The 15,091-nt window shown below is 58.4% G+C and carries 12 protein-coding genes; 7 read left to right on the forward strand and 5 right to left on the reverse strand.

Going from position 1 to position 15,091, the window contains the following annotated elements:
* Positions 1–383: 383 nt before the first annotated feature.
* Positions 384–1,829, forward strand: coding sequence for a lipopolysaccharide biosynthesis protein (locus M1D43_RS20340; RefSeq protein ID WP_498814469.1), 1,446 nt, complete (start codon positions 384–386; stop codon positions 1,827–1,829).
* Between the two features lie 150 nt (positions 1,830–1,979).
* On the opposite strand, the gene M1D43_RS20345 is transcribed toward M1D43_RS20340, so the two are convergent.
* Positions 1,980–3,329, reverse strand: coding sequence for a nucleotide sugar dehydrogenase (locus tag M1D43_RS20345; protein WP_004435718.1), 1,350 nt, complete (start codon positions 3,327–3,329; stop codon positions 1,980–1,982).
* Positions 3,330–3,561: 232 nt separating this feature from the next.
* On the opposite strand from M1D43_RS20345, the gene M1D43_RS20350 reads away from it, so the two are divergent.
* Positions 3,562–4,599, forward strand: coding sequence for an NAD-dependent epimerase/dehydratase family protein (locus M1D43_RS20350; protein WP_004435715.1), 1,038 nt, complete (start codon positions 3,562–3,564; stop codon positions 4,597–4,599).
* 19 nt (positions 4,600–4,618) lie between these two features.
* On the forward strand, positions 4,619–5,869 hold the full coding sequence (locus M1D43_RS20355) for a glycosyltransferase family 4 protein (protein WP_004435712.1): 1,251 nt from the start codon (positions 4,619–4,621) through the stop codon (positions 5,867–5,869).
* A gap of 88 nt (positions 5,870–5,957) precedes the next feature.
* Here M1D43_RS20355 and M1D43_RS20360 read toward each other — a convergent pair whose 3' ends face one another.
* The 4 genes from M1D43_RS20360 to M1D43_RS20375 form a co-directional block, all read right to left on the reverse strand.
* A complete protein-coding gene (locus M1D43_RS20360) occupies positions 5,958–6,575 on the reverse strand; it encodes a class I SAM-dependent methyltransferase (protein ID WP_004435709.1) in 618 nt (205 codons plus the stop codon).
* A 42-nt stretch (positions 6,576–6,617) separates the two neighbouring features.
* Positions 6,618–7,364: an FkbM family methyltransferase gene (locus tag M1D43_RS20365; RefSeq protein WP_004435707.1), complete on the reverse strand. Its 747-nt coding sequence runs from the start codon at positions 7,362–7,364 to the stop codon at positions 6,618–6,620.
* A 165-nt stretch (positions 7,365–7,529) separates the two neighbouring features.
* Positions 7,530–9,677 carry an FG-GAP repeat domain-containing protein gene (locus tag M1D43_RS20370; protein WP_004435705.1) on the reverse strand — a complete coding sequence of 716 codons (2,148 nt, stop codon included), beginning with the start codon at positions 9,675–9,677 and terminating at the stop codon, positions 7,530–7,532.
* Positions 9,678–9,822: 145 nt separating this feature from the next.
* A complete protein-coding gene (locus M1D43_RS20375; RefSeq protein WP_004435699.1) occupies positions 9,823–10,755 on the reverse strand; it encodes a PIG-L deacetylase family protein in 933 nt (310 codons plus the stop codon).
* Between M1D43_RS20375 and rfbF the strand changes: the two genes are divergently transcribed.
* The 4 genes from rfbF to M1D43_RS20395 all read left to right on the forward strand — a co-directional run bounded on the left by rfbF (position 10,754) and on the right by M1D43_RS20395 (position 15,069).
* Positions 10,754–11,524, forward strand: a complete 771-nt coding sequence (gene rfbF / locus M1D43_RS20380; protein WP_004435696.1) for a glucose-1-phosphate cytidylyltransferase — start codon at positions 10,754–10,756, stop codon at positions 11,522–11,524. The genes M1D43_RS20375 and rfbF overlap by 2 nt on opposite strands.
* A 4-nt stretch (positions 11,525–11,528) precedes the next feature.
* Positions 11,529–12,578, forward strand: coding sequence for an NAD-dependent epimerase/dehydratase family protein (locus M1D43_RS20385; protein ID WP_004435695.1), 1,050 nt, complete (start codon positions 11,529–11,531; stop codon positions 12,576–12,578).
* Between the two features lie 22 nt (positions 12,579–12,600).
* Complete coding sequence (locus tag M1D43_RS20390) at positions 12,601–13,848, forward strand: class I SAM-dependent methyltransferase (protein ID WP_004435688.1); 1,248 nt, start codon at positions 12,601–12,603, stop codon at positions 13,846–13,848.
* 135 nt (positions 13,849–13,983) lie between these two features.
* A complete protein-coding gene (locus M1D43_RS20395) occupies positions 13,984–15,069 on the forward strand; it encodes a class I SAM-dependent methyltransferase (RefSeq protein WP_004435686.1) in 1,086 nt (361 codons plus the stop codon).
* The last annotated feature ends 22 nt before the right edge of the window (positions 15,070–15,091 follow it).

The following is a 15,091-nucleotide window of genomic DNA, read 5'->3' on the forward strand; positions in this document are numbered from 1 at the left end:
CGCAGGTCGCCTTCGGCCGCCGAGGTCTGCCGACGACGAGCCCGCCGCCAAACGCCACTGCACCTCAGCAAACCTATGCAAATATGCCGTTGGTTGCGAGGTTGCTTCCCCCATCTGCCTCCGCTCTCCTGGTTCGCGCCACATGCGATGGCCCTGCGAAAGGAGTGGGAGGGTTTACGCCCTCCCTAAAATGGAGAGATTTGCCTTCATCCCCAAGACCGCTAGCCTGATCGCACACCACAACTACGGAATTTGGTAAGTGGCAGCGGACTTGCATGTACCAAACCGGATCGGGCGAATAGCACACGCCGTAGGAGATGATCCGCGCCCATGCAATTTAACTCTCCGAGATCCAGATTCCCGCGAATGTCCGAGGATCCGAGATGACTTCGCTAGGCAAAAAGGTTGTCAGCAGCGCGGCATGGGCAGCCGTCGAGACCTGGGGCCGTCAAGTCGCCATGTTCGCTGTCTTCATCATTCTGGCTCGCCATCTAGGTCCGGAGGAATTCGGTCTCGCCACACTCGCCATGATTGCTCCAACCATTCTAGCAACGGTGGTGACCAGAGGGATACCTGATGCACTTGTCCAGCGCGCGGAGATAGAGCCCATTCATCTGGATTCAGCGTTCTGGCTGCTTGTTGCGACCGGCGCAACGCTGAGCGCTCTCATCTGGGCGTTCGCCGGAGTGGTCGCCGAGGCCTTCGGCGAACCGCTTCTCGAGGACCTCGTGCGCTGGACGGGCATAATTGTCGTGGTTCAGTCCTTGGCGGCAGTTCCAACGGCGGTCCTCAAGCGTGAGCTAAATTTCCGCCTCTTCACACTGCGCACACTGACCGGAACGATGGTCGGCGGGACCGTTGGTTTGACCATGGCGATCGCCGGCTATGGCATGTGGAGCCTGGTCTTGATGCAGGTCGCAAAGGCGATTGTAGAAACAACGGTTATTCTTCTCGGGAGTTCGTGGCGGCCCCGTATGGCGTATTCTTACACGCGCTGCCGCGAATTGTTTGGGTTTGCCGGTCCTGTCATCGTCCAAACTCTATGGACTTTCGTGAACGAAGAGATTCCAAAAGTCATCCTTGGTCTGTTTCTCGGGCCTGTTGCTGTTGGCGTTTACGCCATCGCCCGTCGCCCCCTTGACCTTTTGGGGGAGTTCCTACTCGGTCCTTTGGCGGCGATAACGATGCCGGCCGTGGCCAGAGTCCAGCGCGAACCGGACAAGATCGACCACTTCTTCAACACCAGCGTGCGGATGGCCGCAATTGCTGGCTTCCCCGCCTTCGTGGGCTTTGCCGCAATCGCGCCTGTCGCCGTTCCCTTGGTCTTCGGGCCACAATGGGCAAGCGCCGTGGTCGCCGTCCAGATCCTCATGATACTGGGATTGCAGCGTACGATCGACAGCTTGTGTGCGTATACGATTCTTGCGCTCGGCCATTCGAAATTGGTCCTGAAACTGAACATGACTTATACGCTTTTCAGTCTCGTCCTGCTCACCGCCGCAGCACAGATTAGTCTGGAGGCAGTAATTGCTGCGCTCGTCGCCTGCAACTTGCTCCTGCTGCCGGTCTTTCTCTTCTACGTACAGCATACGGCTCATATCGACGTGTCGAAGCCGTTGGCAATCTTCCCGAGATTGGCAGGCGCGGCCGCACTCATGTTCGCAATCGTTAGTGCATGGTTGCTGGCCGCTCCGGATGATCTTCCGCAGGCTGTCACAGTGGCAGCAGGGATTGCGATTGGCGCTCCCATCTATATTGCCGCAGCCGTCCTGCTGGTGCGTGCGGACCTGCTCAAAGCTCGCGACATGCTTCTAAGCCTTCGCGAATAGGAGCAAACCAGATCATCGCGGAAATTGGCAGCGCTCTCACAAGCGCACTGACAAGGTCGCCGCGGCGTTTCCCGGTAACTACCTCAAATCGGCGGCTTGTCAGAATACAATTCGCTGACGCTATCCAACGCAGCCTTGCAGTCGGGCAGTTTATGCCTTTACCACATTAGGGGCGCTCACATGGAAGCGTGCACAGACATTTCTGGTGTCGACCACCAGCTTTGCACCTTCAACGACGGTTTTCCAATCAATGGCATCATGATCTGTCGTAATGACAACGGCATCAAACGAGGCCAGGCGGTCGGCTGAAATATCCACCGAGCGCCGACCTGCTAACTCGGCATACTCTCTTGTGGCGGGAATCTCAGGTACGTAAGGGTCGTGGTAGTCAACGACTGCGCCCCGTCGCTCCATCAGGTCGATTAGCCGTAGCGACGGGCTCTCTCGTGTATCCCCCACATTCTTCTTGTAAGCCATCCCGATCAATAGGATTCGAGATTCGTTCAAGCCGCGGCGGGCTCTGCGGTCCAAAGCCTCCACAAGGCGGTCAACAACGTAGTGCGGCATGTTCGTGTTGACCTCTCCAGCTAATTCTATGAAGCGCGTTGCTACTTCGTACTCGCGAGCCTTCCATGTCAGGTAGAACGGGTCGATGGGGATGCAGTGGCCGCCGAGGCCCGGTCCGGGGTAGAACGCCATATATCCGAACGGCTTTGTCTTGGCGGCTTCGATCACTTCCCAAACATCGATGCCCATCCTGTCGAAAATGACCTTCAGCTCGTTGACCAAGGCAATGTTCACGGAGCGAAATATGTTCTCCGTTAGCTTGACCGCCTCCGCGGTTGCGGTCGAAGTCACGGGAACAGTCCGCACGATAATCTGGCTGTACAGTGCTTGCGCAACTTCCAGTGAAGACGGATCGTCGGCGCCGATCACCTTCGGAACACTGGTGGTAGTGTGCACTTCGTTTCCGGGGTCTTCGCGCTCGGGCGAATATGCAAGAAAAAAATCCTTTCCAACGACAAGGTTCGTCGCTTCCAGCAGCGGCCGCACGATTTCTCGTGTCGTGCCTGGCCAAGTGGTCGACTCTAAGACGACAAGTTGCCCAGGACGGAGCCGCTCAGCGATCGACCTTGCGCTGTTTTCGACAAACGACAGGTTTGGCTCCCGATTTCTGGTAAGCGGCGTCGGAACCGCTATCAGGATCGCATCAGGCATGCTCAACTCAGAGAAATCGCTGGTGGCGCGAAACCGCTTGCTCTCAACAGCCTGCTGAATGGCTGGGCCAGGCAGATGCTTTATTCCGCTTTCGCCGCGGTTGAGCAGCGCGACCCGCGACTGGTCGATGTCGAAACCGATTACCCTGAACCCCGCCTCAAGCGAGCTCATAGCGAGCGGCAATCCGACGTATCCAAGCCCCATAATACCGATCGTGAAGTCCCGCGTCCGGATGCGGTTCAGCAGTTTTTCGGCATCAGGACCAGTGTTCATGTGTTGCATATGCTTTCGTCCCAATGTTGAGAATGGAGCATCGTCTCAATTATTGCAGTGAAGTAGTTCCCGGCAATCAGCAAATTGGATGTATTCTGCGAGGACCTCTTCATCTCTAAAAAGTTGAGTTGCGCCAAAAGGAGAACAGTCGAAATGCTTATTCAACCGAAGTTGTCAAATAAATCGTTCGCTGCGACACTCAATCTCGAGCGCAGCAAAGAGCCTGGGGACTTCTCCGCTTATGAGCGGCAAGGTCCTGTTGTGGCTGGGCCGACGCATCTGCGGCCGCGATCGGGTGCTTGGTACAGGTGGGATGATGGCACAGTCAATTTTGATCACTGGAGGTGCGGGCAACATCGGCAGCGCACTCACTCGCGCCTTGGTCAAACTCCCTCAGACCCAAGTGGTCGTGGCTGACAACCTGTCGACCGGCAGTCGCGATAAAGTGCAAATCGACGCCGGAAACCTCACCGTCATAAGGTCGGATGCGAACGATTTCGACGACATCTCCTCCTTGTTCTATCGCTTCCATTTCACACATGTCTTCCATTTCGCAGCGGTCGTCGGCGTGCAGCGCACCTTGGCAAACCCATTACTCGTGTTGCGCGATATTGCCGGGATCGAGAACGTGCTGAGACTGTGCAAGAACACGGGCGCCGAGCGTGTGTACTTCGCTTCCTCATCAGAAGTTTATGGCGAGCCATTTGAGATTCCCCAGAATGAGAACACCACGCCGCTGAACTCGCGCTTGCCATATGCTGTCGTGAAGAATCTTGGAGAAGTCTATCTACGCACCTATGAGCGTGAATTCGGGCTCCCCTTCACCATTTTCCGATTCTTCAACACCTATGGACCACGCCAGAGCGAAGATTTCGTGCTGCCGCGATTTGTGCGGGCTGCACTTCTCGGGGTGCCCCTGACCATTTACGGGGATGGTTCGCAAACGCGCACCTTCTGTTATGTTGACGACACGGTTGACACGTGCATTGCGGTGCACCGAACTCGCTCGCACGAGAACGATGTCATCAACGTCGGCAGCGATCTGGAAGTGAGCATTCGACAACTTGCCGAAATTGTAATCGGCGTGCTGGGCTCATCGTCGAAATTGGAGTTCCTTCCACCGCTTACAGAGGGCGACATGACGCGCCGGTGCCCTGACACGAGCAAGATGAAGGCACTCTTGAACCGTCCCTTGGTTCCACTCGAAGAGGGCATAAGGCGCCTTGCCGAACACCTCTCCAAGTCGCAAAGCTCTCATGAACTCAGAAAAGTCGCGTGAGCACACGTTGGGGGCATGAATGAAGCTGGTCTATGTCGGGCAGCCCTACGATAGACTTTTCCCGCCGGTTCAGAATTCGATCGGGCTGATTGTCTACAATACCGCGCTTCATCTCAGTAACAGCTTGCACATCACGGTCTATGGAAGACACTACCGGGACGACAGAGTTCCCGCGGACCTGCCATTCGCTTTGCGGCGAGCTCCGGTACGGCGCGACAGGCTGCTGCAAAAGGTTATCCGCGAATTTCCTCGCCCGGCGCGTTGGACGCAACTGGACCGGAAGGCCGACGACCATTCCCAATATAGGAACGAAATCCGTCGTTATCTGGCGTTGGACCGGCCGGATGTCGTCCATCTGATGAACTATTGGAAGTGGAGCCGGGCTCTAAAGCCGCCCGGCTCATCTCATAGGCTCGTGCTCGAGATGCAATGCGAGTGGTTGTCGCAGCGTGACCGCGATCAGGTGGCCTCCCAACTTGAGGTAGTGGATGCCGTGGTCGCCGTCAGCGATCACATAGCCGAAACATTTCGTTCTGCATTCCCGGACTATCCCGGAGCTGTTGCCTCCGTCGGCAACGGCGTCGATGTCTTCCATTTTCGACCGAGCGAAGCGGGAGCATCAGGTGACGCAAGAACCGGGCGTGTAATCCTGTTCGTCGGGCGAATATCACCAGAAAAGGGGCTTCACACGCTCGTAGAGGCCTTCAGTGAAGTCGCGCTGCGCTTCCCGGACGTGGAACTGCGGATCGCTGGCCCCTATTCTCCTCTCCCTGTTGACTTCCTGACCAGCCTCTCGTCAGACCCGCGGGTCTTGGATCTCAACCGTTTCTACGACCAATGGAACAGATGCAGATATCAGCAACACCTGGACGAACTCATGGATCGCCACAGGCTACGGCATCGGATCCGGTTCCTTGGCAATGTGTCCCACAAGGAACTCGTTGCGGCCTACCACGACGCCGATATCGTGGTGAATCCGTCGCTCAGCGAGAGCTTCGGGATTTCTGTCGTGGAAGGAATGGCCTGTGGAATTCCGGTGGTGGGAACGCGGGTCGGGGGTATGTGTGAATCCATCCTGGACGGACATACCGGGATGTTGGTGGAGGCCGATGCTCCCGGCGAACTCTCGCAGGCACTAATCACCGTTCTGGATGATCCCGCCCGCGCAAGAGGAATGGGGACCGAAGGACGCGAGCGCGCCGTCGCGCTTTATTCGTGGGAGGCGCGCGCGGAGCGGCTAAGGTCCGTTTATGAGCGGGTGAGCAGGTGAGCACAGCTAGTAGCTAGGAGCTAGGTCCAGGTTTCGTTTCCTCAATCCGGTCATCCCATCCAAGACTTTGAAATTAGACGTGTTTTCCTTAAAGGCCTTCCTGAATGGCTTCAGGCTTCCGGAAAAACGTATAAGTGTGTCCGTAACTTGTGTCCGTCCGATGCTCGCTCACACCCAGCGGGGGAAATGAAGTGCGCGTAAAAGCCGCAAGCGTCGGGCTCTCCGAGGGAGGATAGGGCCGCAACTCGTCGATGTCATTCCAGCCGAGAACGAACCAGCCGCCGGGGCGCAGACAACGCCAGCATGCCCGGAACGAGGCTTCAGCGTCGTCGCGCATTTCGATTGCCGTTTTCATGAAGACGCCATTGCAGATAACCGCATCGAAGTAATCGGCGGGCCTATGCCGTTCAAGGTTCCTCAGAGCATCAATCATATGGCGTCGCGCACCGAAGCGGCGTTTATTGGGATCTATGTCGATCGTCCAATATTCCTTGCCGCGAAACTTCGATTCACAAGGCTTCGTGTACCACTCGCAGCCGACAAACAGGACACGTTTTACAGCAGGATCGTCGCGCAGATAGGGGAGAATAACCGTCTCGAGGAGTCTGCGGTCATCGGTGAGATGAAACGTACTGATGTAGCGAACCAGGTAGGGCGCGCGCGTCCGAAGAACGTCGCGCACCGCATTTCGCGCTTGTCTGTACATGCTTTTCTTCGCCTCCCGTCATATCCCGGCACCTGGCGCGGTTTACATTGCTTCCGCGAGCAAATGTTGGACGTGCCAAGACTGCTCGGTATAGGACGGCGGCAGTGCCGCGAGAACATAGCCGGCCGATGTCAGAAGCGCGGCGATTTGGCGAGCCTTACGGTCAAGACCCTCGCGCGTCGCGTCATCGATTTCGTAGATGATGCTCGGTCGATGGGCTCGCAACGTTTCCGTCATGCCACGAAGGACTTCGATCTCAGCACCTTCGACGTCGATCTTGACCAGCGACGGGGGCCGCAGGCCGTGCCGGGCGATCGCATCGTCAAGTGTTGTCACATCGACTTCGAGATAGCCGTTCATATCGGGTGGTGCTTCGGCCGAGGCGAGTGCGGCCCCCCCGATGTGGCGCGCCAAAAGAAGCTCTGCGCGGCCGATCGTCGCCCCAACCGCCTCGGGGAACACCCGAATGGCGTGGAAGCCGTTGAGCTGCGCGCTTCGACGGATCGCGGCGGCATTCCTCGGCACCGGCTCAAAGGCGTAGACTTGGCCTTCCGTTCCGACCCGGCGCGCAGCGATGAGGGAGAAGAAACCGATATTGGCGCCAATATCGAAGAAGGCGTCACCAGGCGCCAGATTCGATGCAATCGCCTGTTGGATTGGCCGCTCATAGGTACCGCGCCCGAATTCCGGATCGGCATCTCTCGAGACCAGCGTCAATCCGGCGGCCTCTCCCGTGGCAACCACACGTCTTTCGGAAAAAGCGTCGAGCAGCCTTTTAACCAGTCTCATGGGCCCATTCTCCGTGCGTCGGCAAATCATTCCTGCCTCGGCTCGGAAACGGAGCCGACTACCTTGAGAATGGCAAATCCGCAAAGCTCCATCGAGACCTACATCGGGTTGGTGGCAATACGCCGATTGATTGACCGGTGCATCCCCCGCAGTGAGCAATACATCCTATCGTCGTAACTGGCCGGCTTCAGGGGCCGACGGCATTTGCTCGACCGCATCATTACGCCAAGCATGGATCGCGCCCGGGGCGTCCCACCCGATCGACACGATGTCGAGATCGCCGTCGCCGTCGAGATCGACCGCGCGCGCGCCGAGATGGCTTTCGAAACCTTCCCCGATCAACTGCTCGATAAAATTTCCGCCGCCGACATTGCGCCAAACCGACATTCGAAGCGCGCCGCGGTGCTCGGCCATGACTAGGTCCAACCTGCCATCGCCGTCCATATCAGCGACCGAAAGGCTGTTGATTGAGCCTCGCGAAGTGATTTCGTGCCGCTCCCAATTGAATGAGCCAGTGGCTGGGCCGCGCCACCAAGAGGCCCTCGCACCGTCAGCGGCACCGTTTTCCTCCGTCACGACGATATCCGGGTAACCCTCGCCGTCGAGGTCAGCCGCTGCCACCCGATCCGGGTAAACCATTTCTGGCACCTTCCCGATGTCTCGTCGCTGCCAATCTTTCGAACCATCGCCCGGGTTGCGCCACCACGCGACCTCCTTGGCTTCCCCCGTCGAGGCGACAAGGTCAATTAGGCCATCGCCATCGAGATCGGTGAAGGCTATTCCCTCATCGGAGGCCTCTGCGCAGATGCGCGTCCTTGGCCAGGGGGCTGTCGGATCGTCGGGGATCGTGAAATAGAAGACCCCGCCGCCGCTCGAGACCGCCAGCTCCGGAAGACCGCCTTCGACGATCTGGGCGAATACGTGGCCTTGCGAGCCAAGGTCATGCGTCGCGGCAGCCACCTCGCCAATCACGTGCTCCTCGAACTTGTGCGCTGCGGCATCGACAATCTTCAGCCAATGGAATTGCAGCGTTTTGCCCCTGTTGCGTTGGGCGGTGGCCTCCGCGCGCCCGTCCCCGTCGAGATCGAGGGCTTGGACCGCGTCCAATCCTTCGCCGAGCCGGATCTGCTCCCATCCTTTCTGCCATGGCAGGGGTGGCTGACGGTACCAGAACGGGCCGGACACGATATCCGTTCGCCCGTCGCCATCCATGTCGGCAAAGGCCAGCCCGAAAGAACGCACATGCGCGTTGGTGATCCGGTGATAGACCCACCTATCGAGCCGATGGATCGGGGCGGGAGGGTTGAGACGGTTGATCCAGACCCTGAGGGGCGGATGACCCGCCCAGTTGGCCCCATAGATATCGAAATCGTCGTCGCTATCGAGGTCCGCGACAACCCCGTTGTGCAAACCGGTGTCGTCTATGATCTGCCGAGTCCAGCGCGTTCCGCGTCCGTCGCGGTTATAATGGACGGCGAGGGCCCGCTCCTCCGTCTGATGCATTTGCCCGACCACAACGTCAATGTCGCCATCTCTGTCCATGTCGGCTGCCTGTAGGGTGTGAGCACCTGCCACGGCTGGTTGAATGACATGGCGGGCCCACCGGCCCGACGGTCCGTTTTCGGCGCGGAACCACGCGACATCAGCCGTGTGCTCTGAGCTCGACGACAGAATGTCGACACGTCCGTCTTGGTCGATATCGATAACGAGCGCCTTGAATGCCGGGTTGAACGGGCCAACCGGATGGCTCTGCCATCGAGGTGCATCGCGTGCCGCTGCTCCGCCGGGATTGTGCGCCCATACACCGCATAGGACCAGGTCGGTATTGCCGTCGCTGTCGATGTCTCCGATCGCCATGCCCTCTTCGCCTAGATTAAAGGAGGGAAAGGCGACACCGACCCAGGCGATCGGCTCATTCTGGAAAAAGATCATTACTTCGCCAGGCGCTCGCACGACGATGTCTAAACGGCCGTCGCCGTCGAAATCTGCAGCCTTAATGTCCTTGCCCCAACCGCCCGCTGCTCCGAGCTCGTGGCGTTTCCATTTTTGACCATCGGCCGGGTCTCCGTTCGGGCGCGGATTTTCGAACCAGATTACATTGACGCCGTCAGATCCGTCGGCGGTGACAATGTCGAGATCACCATCGCTGTCGACATCGGCAAGCACGCCATCGGTGGTGAACTCGGTGCGGGGGGTGGCGATGGTCGTCTTGCGCAGATCGGGACCGTGCCACCATGACAGCGGATCCTCTGGAAGTCCGCCGAGAACGAAATCGAGTTGACCATCACCATCAACATCGCCGACGAGCTTCACATCTCCCGAATGATCGGCAATTTCCTTCCGTTCGAAGGTAAGGCCATTAAGAGCTATGCCTTCGGGGTTTTCGTTTCCATGGCTGACATCGCAGTTTGTTGTCGCGATGCTTACCGCAAGGATGAAGACCGCACGACGTAGGTCGCTAAAAATTGACCCGGTAGCGCGTGAACACTTCATGGTCTGCAAGCAGCCGCGCAACGAACTCACCGCTTGAGAGATCTGAAAGTGTCTGCCAATCATCCTTGTCTTCCGGGCGTTGAGTCTGCGAAACATGTGCTGCCAGTGCGTGGCGCTTTACGTCGAGGAATTCGCCGATCGGGACCAGCGTGTTGAGGGCAGACAGCGCACGCAGCCCGGCGACGGTCTTGACCGTCTGCCGCAGAGTGGTTCGCCACATGCCGGGAAGATCGCCCGCGGGACGAACCCAGGGCCAGTGATACCAATACCATACCGGGTACTCGAAGACGGTGAGCGGGCGACCATGCCAGCGAAGTGCCGCCCGCACGGCGGCGTTGACGGCGATATGGTCGGAAGGCGGGTCTTTTGCATGGGTGACAAACACGCTTTGCGGCCGCCATCTTTCGAGTAACGGCACGATCGCTTTAGTTATCGCATGAATGTGGTGCGATGCCTCCGCATCAGGAAAGCGTAAGAAGGTCACACTTTCGGAGGAGGCACCGAGACGGTGGACCGCCTCCAGCGCTTCGGACTCCCTCCTGGACCGCAATTCTTCAGGACCGATGAGCCTCCGATGAGACGCTGCGCCGTCGGTAACGAAGACAAAGCGGACCTCAACGCCTGAAGCAAGCTTCTTCGCTGAAACGCCGCCGCAACCCAGCGTCTCATCGTCTGGATGCGGCGCGAAGATGACGGACGACGCAGACCAATCGGCTACATCAAAGGGCTTAAATCGACGCCGCATACGGCTATCGAGGATCCTGCAAAGGGCCTGCCTGACGTCCCAGGTGTGCGTGTCCATCATCCGTTCGCCCGTGTTGTTTGCTCGGCACTGAACATGCATCGTAGCTGAAATCGCCTGCGTCAGGCAGACAGTCTTCGTGAGGAGGTTCTTCATGAAAGTGGGTATCTTGGCTGGTGGCTTCGGCACGAGGCTGGCCGAAGAAACGGAGGTTCGACCCAAGCCGATGGTCGAGATCGGCGGCATGCCGATCCTCTGGCACATCATGATGCACTACTCTCACTTCGGCCATCGGGAGTTTGCGATCGCGCTGGGCTACAAGGGTGAGTACATCAAACGCTGGTTCAGCGACTACATCGCACTCAATGGCACCCTAACGGTTAACGCGGCGACCGGGAACGTGAGGCGTCACACGAATGCCGCCCCGGACTGGTCCGTCGATCTCGTCGAGACCGGTCTCAAAACGCTGACGGGCGGCCGCATCAAGCGCCTGATCGACTGGATGAACAACGGTACCTTCATGCTCACCTGGGGCGACGGCGTTTCGAACATCGATCTGGACGAACTCGTCGCCTTTCACCGTAGTCACGGCAAACTCGCGACAATGACGGCCGTGCGTCCGCCCGCGCGCTACGGACACATTCAGTTCGACGGCAACCGCGTCGTCGAATTCACCGAGAAGCCGCAGGCTTCGGAAGGTTGGATCAACGGAGCGTTCTTCGTGCTTGAGCCGGGCGTGCGCGATTACATCGGCGGCGACGAAGACATGTTCGAGCACGCACCGATGCAGCGCCTCGCGTCTGATGGCCAACTGATGGCGTACCGCCATGAAACCTTCTGGCAATGCATGGATACATTGCGGGAGAAGCACATCCTGCAGACACTTTGGGACAGCGGAAACGCGCCCTGGAAAACGTGGGAGTGAATAGATGAAGGTGCTGGTTACTGGCCACCGCGGCTACATAGGGGCCGTTCTGACGCCGATGCTGCATCAGCGCGATCACGACGTGACCGGGCTCGACAGTGATATTTTCCGCTCCTGCACGTTCGAAGGCACCCTCGACGATACGCCGACGATGGAAGAGGATGTCCGTGACATTGTCATCGACGATCTGGCCGGTTTCGACGCCGTCATACACCTCGCAGGGCTCTCCAACGACCCTCTTGGGGATTATCGCCCGAACCTCACCCAACAGATCAACTGCGAAGCTTCCGTGACCCTGGCGCGGCTTGCAAAAAGGGCAGGCGTGCCGCGTTTCCTTTTTGCCTCGTCCTGCAGCAATTACGGAGCCGCAGGCTCGGGTTTTTTGACCGAAAGCGCCGCTTTCAACCCGGTCACGCCGTATGGCATTTCCAAGGTTGAAGTAGAGCACGCGGTTGCCCCTATGGCGGACGAATGCTTCAGCCCTACTTTCCTGCGCGCTTCCACGGCCTACGGTCTGTCGCCGCGCATCCGTTTTGATCTTGTCCTCAACAATCTGACCGCATGGGCATTCACCACCGGGCAAATCTACCTCAAGAGCGATGGCTCTCCTTGGCGTCCGATCGTGCATGTGGAAGATATTGCTCGCGCCTATATTGCCGCGCTCGAGGCCGATCGTGAGCTTGTCCACAACCAGGCCTTCAATGTGGGACTGACCACCGAGAACTACCAGGTTCGCGAAATCGCCGACATCGTCCAAGCCATCGTCCCAAACAGTCGGATCGAGTTCGCGGCCGATGCGGGTCCGGATACGCGATGCTACCGAGTGGATTGCAACTACATTGGTCGGCGCTTGCACGCCTTCAAGCCCCAATGGACGGCTCGGCGCGGCGTCGAGCAGCTTTACGAGGCGTTCTGCTCGGTTGGCCTCTCCCTCGAGGATTTTGAAGGCGAGCGCTTCAAGCGCATCGCCCATGTGAAGAAGCTGATCCGCAATGGCGAGTTGGACGAAGACCTACGCCGGGTTTCCGTTCCTACGATGGCGCTCGCGGTCTAAAGCGCGCGAGGGTGGTACCAACATGCTGCATGAAACGCTAAACTCTGTTACGGAGCACGCATGCCGGTCCTGCGGCGGAACGCGTCTCGAAACCTTTCTCGACCTGGGCGCAACACCGCTTGTCGATCGCCTTCTCGTCGACGGGGACATCGACAAGCCCGAACTGATCTTCCCGTTGCGCGTCGCGTTCTGCAGAGACTGTAGCCTCGCCCAGATCACCGAAACGGTAAGTCCAAACATCCTCTTTGCGGACGATTACCCCTACTATTCCTCTTTCTCACCCGCCCTGTTAGAACATTCGCGCGAAAACGCGCTCAGTCTCATCGCCTGCCGCAACTTGGGCCCGGAGAGCCTCGTCATCGAATTGGCGAGCAACGACGGATACCTGCTCAAGAACTATGTCGAGGCGGGAGTCAAGGTGCTCGGAATCGATCCCGCCGATGGGCCTGCCGCAGCCGCCGAAAGGATAGGCGTGCAAACGCGCTGCACCTTTTTCACTCGAGATCTCGCCGAAACGCTTCGTGCAGAGGGCGCCGTTGCCGACGTCATTCACGCCAACAACGTACTCGCCCACGTCGCCGACACAAATGGCTTTGTCGCCGGTATAGCACGTCTCCTCAAGGAAGATGGTGTGGCGGTGATCGAGGTGCCCTATGTCGTGCCACTAATCGAGCATTGCGAGTTCGACACAATTTATCACGAACATCTCTGCTACTTCTCCGTCACGGCGCTAGACAGGCTCTTTCGTCGCCACGGCCTCTATCTCAACGAGATCAAGCCTCTCTCGATCCACGGGGGGTCCCTTCGTCTTTATGTGGAGCTCAGGCAGCGCGTGGGAGCCGCCGTGAAGGAACGGCTTGCGCAGGAAACCGCGTTGGGGATCGATACGATCGACTATTTCCGCAATTTCTCTGCGAAGGTCGACGTATTGAAGCGTGAGCTCTTGGCACTGCTGCACAGGCTGAAATCAGAGGGCTCCTCGATTGCCGCCTATGGGGCGGCGGCCAAGGGAGCGACGCTGATCAACACGATCGGGATCGGACGTGACCTCATAGACTTCGTCGTCGACCGCAACGTCCACAAGCAAGGCAAGTATATGCCTGGCCAGCGTCTGCCGATACGCTCGACGGAGGCCCTTGTCCAAGCCCAACCGGACTACGTGCTTCTGCTTGCCTGGAATTTCGCTGACGAGATTCTCGCCCAGCAAGCCGACTATCACACGCGTGGTGGAAAGTTTATCATTCCTGTCCCGGTTCCCCGCATCTTGTGAGAGTACGTGTGAGGAGCTGGCATGAGGTGCGCGCAAGCAGTTGAAATTGAGACGATCGCGTCAGATCTTCGCAGCGAATGCCCAGTTTGCTGTGGGCGAGAGCTACTGCCTTGGGTCACGTTCGAGGCAATACCCGTGCTTTGCAACGCTCTCCATTCGAGCGCGGCTTCGGCACGTACAGCAGAAACGGGCCGATTCTGCGGCGCCTTCTGTCGCCGTTGCACGCATTTCTTCAATGCCGCCTTCGAGGAACAGCGGATCGGCTACACCCAAAGCTATGAGAACTCTCTGCATTTTTCTCCGCGATTCGTAGCCTTCGTCGAGGCTCTGGCAGGCCGACTGAGCAATAGCTATGCACTCGCTGGCAAGACGGTCATCGATGTCGGCTGCGGTAAAGGAGATTTTTTGAAGCGCCTTTGTGCGCTCAGCGGCGCCACGGGCATCGGTTTCGACAAGAGCTTTGAGGAAGACCGTGGCGCGCTCGTTCCCCAGGTTCGTTTTGTCAGGGATTGGTTCGACGACCGCTATGCCGATTTGCGGCCGGACCTCGTGTCCTGTCGTCACGTCATAGAACACATCGCCGACCCGATCGCCTTCTTGCGAGCACTGCGCGCTCACCCCGGCATTGGGCCCGAAACCATATTCTATTTTGAGGTCCCAAATGCCCTTTACACCCTGCGCGAGTTGGGCATCTGGGATCTCATCTACGAACACGTGTCCTATTTCACCGCGCACTCACTGCGGATCGCCGTCGAGGCGGCGGGATTCGACGTGCTGAGCGCTGGAAGCTCATTTGGCGACCAGTATTTGTTCATTGAAGCGCGCGCCGGTAGAGTGCACCCGCTTGCGGAAGCGGCAGAGTCTGAGGAGTGTGCGTTGTTGGTCCGCAAATTCGAGGGACTGCATCGCGACAAGGTCACGCATTGGCAGAACTTCCTTTCTAAACACAACCTCGAAAGGGTGGTGGTCTGGGGAGCCGGTTCAAAGGGCGTCACCTTCGTGAATGCGGTCCCGTTGGCAGCGGGGATCGGTGCGCTTGTCGACGTCAACACGTACAAGCAAGGGCGATTTGCACCGGGGACTGGAACGCCGGTTCTCTCGCCCGAGTCCTTGCGAGGGTGTTTAGTCGAGGCGATCATTATCGTGAATCCGATCTACCGCCATGAGATTGCACGAATTGCGAACGCGATCGGTCTTGCGCCGGAAATCGTCGTCGCTTGATGCGGCGTTGCAACACGAGCTT

The organism is Ensifer sp. R1-3, from assembly GCF_056739175.1.

What these genes read in the sequence shown, in the direction of transcription:
- M1D43_RS20375 (WP_004435699.1), bottom strand. Translation starts at nt 10,755, where the DNA reads ATGAAGAACCTCCTCACGAAGACTGTCTGCCTGACGCAGGCGATTTCA.
- M1D43_RS20390 (WP_004435688.1), top strand. Translation starts at nt 12,601, where the DNA reads ATGCTGCATGAAACGCTAAACTCTGTTACGGAGCACGCATGCCGGTCC.
- M1D43_RS20355 (WP_004435712.1), top strand. Translation starts at nt 4,619, where the DNA reads ATGAAGCTGGTCTATGTCGGGCAGCCCTACGATAGACTTTTCCCGCCG.
- M1D43_RS20350 (WP_004435715.1), top strand. Translation starts at nt 3,562, where the DNA reads ATGAGCGGCAAGGTCCTGTTGTGGCTGGGCCGACGCATCTGCGGCCGC.
- M1D43_RS20340 (WP_498814469.1), top strand. Translation starts at nt 384, where the DNA reads ATGACTTCGCTAGGCAAAAAGGTTGTCAGCAGCGCGGCATGGGCAGCC.
- M1D43_RS20345 (WP_004435718.1), bottom strand. Translation starts at nt 3,329, where the DNA reads ATGCAACACATGAACACTGGTCCTGATGCCGAAAAACTGCTGAACCGC.
- M1D43_RS20385 (WP_004435695.1), top strand. Translation starts at nt 11,529, where the DNA reads ATGAAGGTGCTGGTTACTGGCCACCGCGGCTACATAGGGGCCGTTCTG.
- M1D43_RS20360 (WP_004435709.1), bottom strand. Translation starts at nt 6,575, where the DNA reads ATGTACAGACAAGCGCGAAATGCGGTGCGCGACGTTCTTCGGACGCGC.
- rfbF (WP_004435696.1), top strand. Translation starts at nt 10,754, where the DNA reads ATGAAAGTGGGTATCTTGGCTGGTGGCTTCGGCACGAGGCTGGCCGAA.
- M1D43_RS20365 (WP_004435707.1), bottom strand. Translation starts at nt 7,364, where the DNA reads ATGAGACTGGTTAAAAGGCTGCTCGACGCTTTTTCCGAAAGACGTGTG.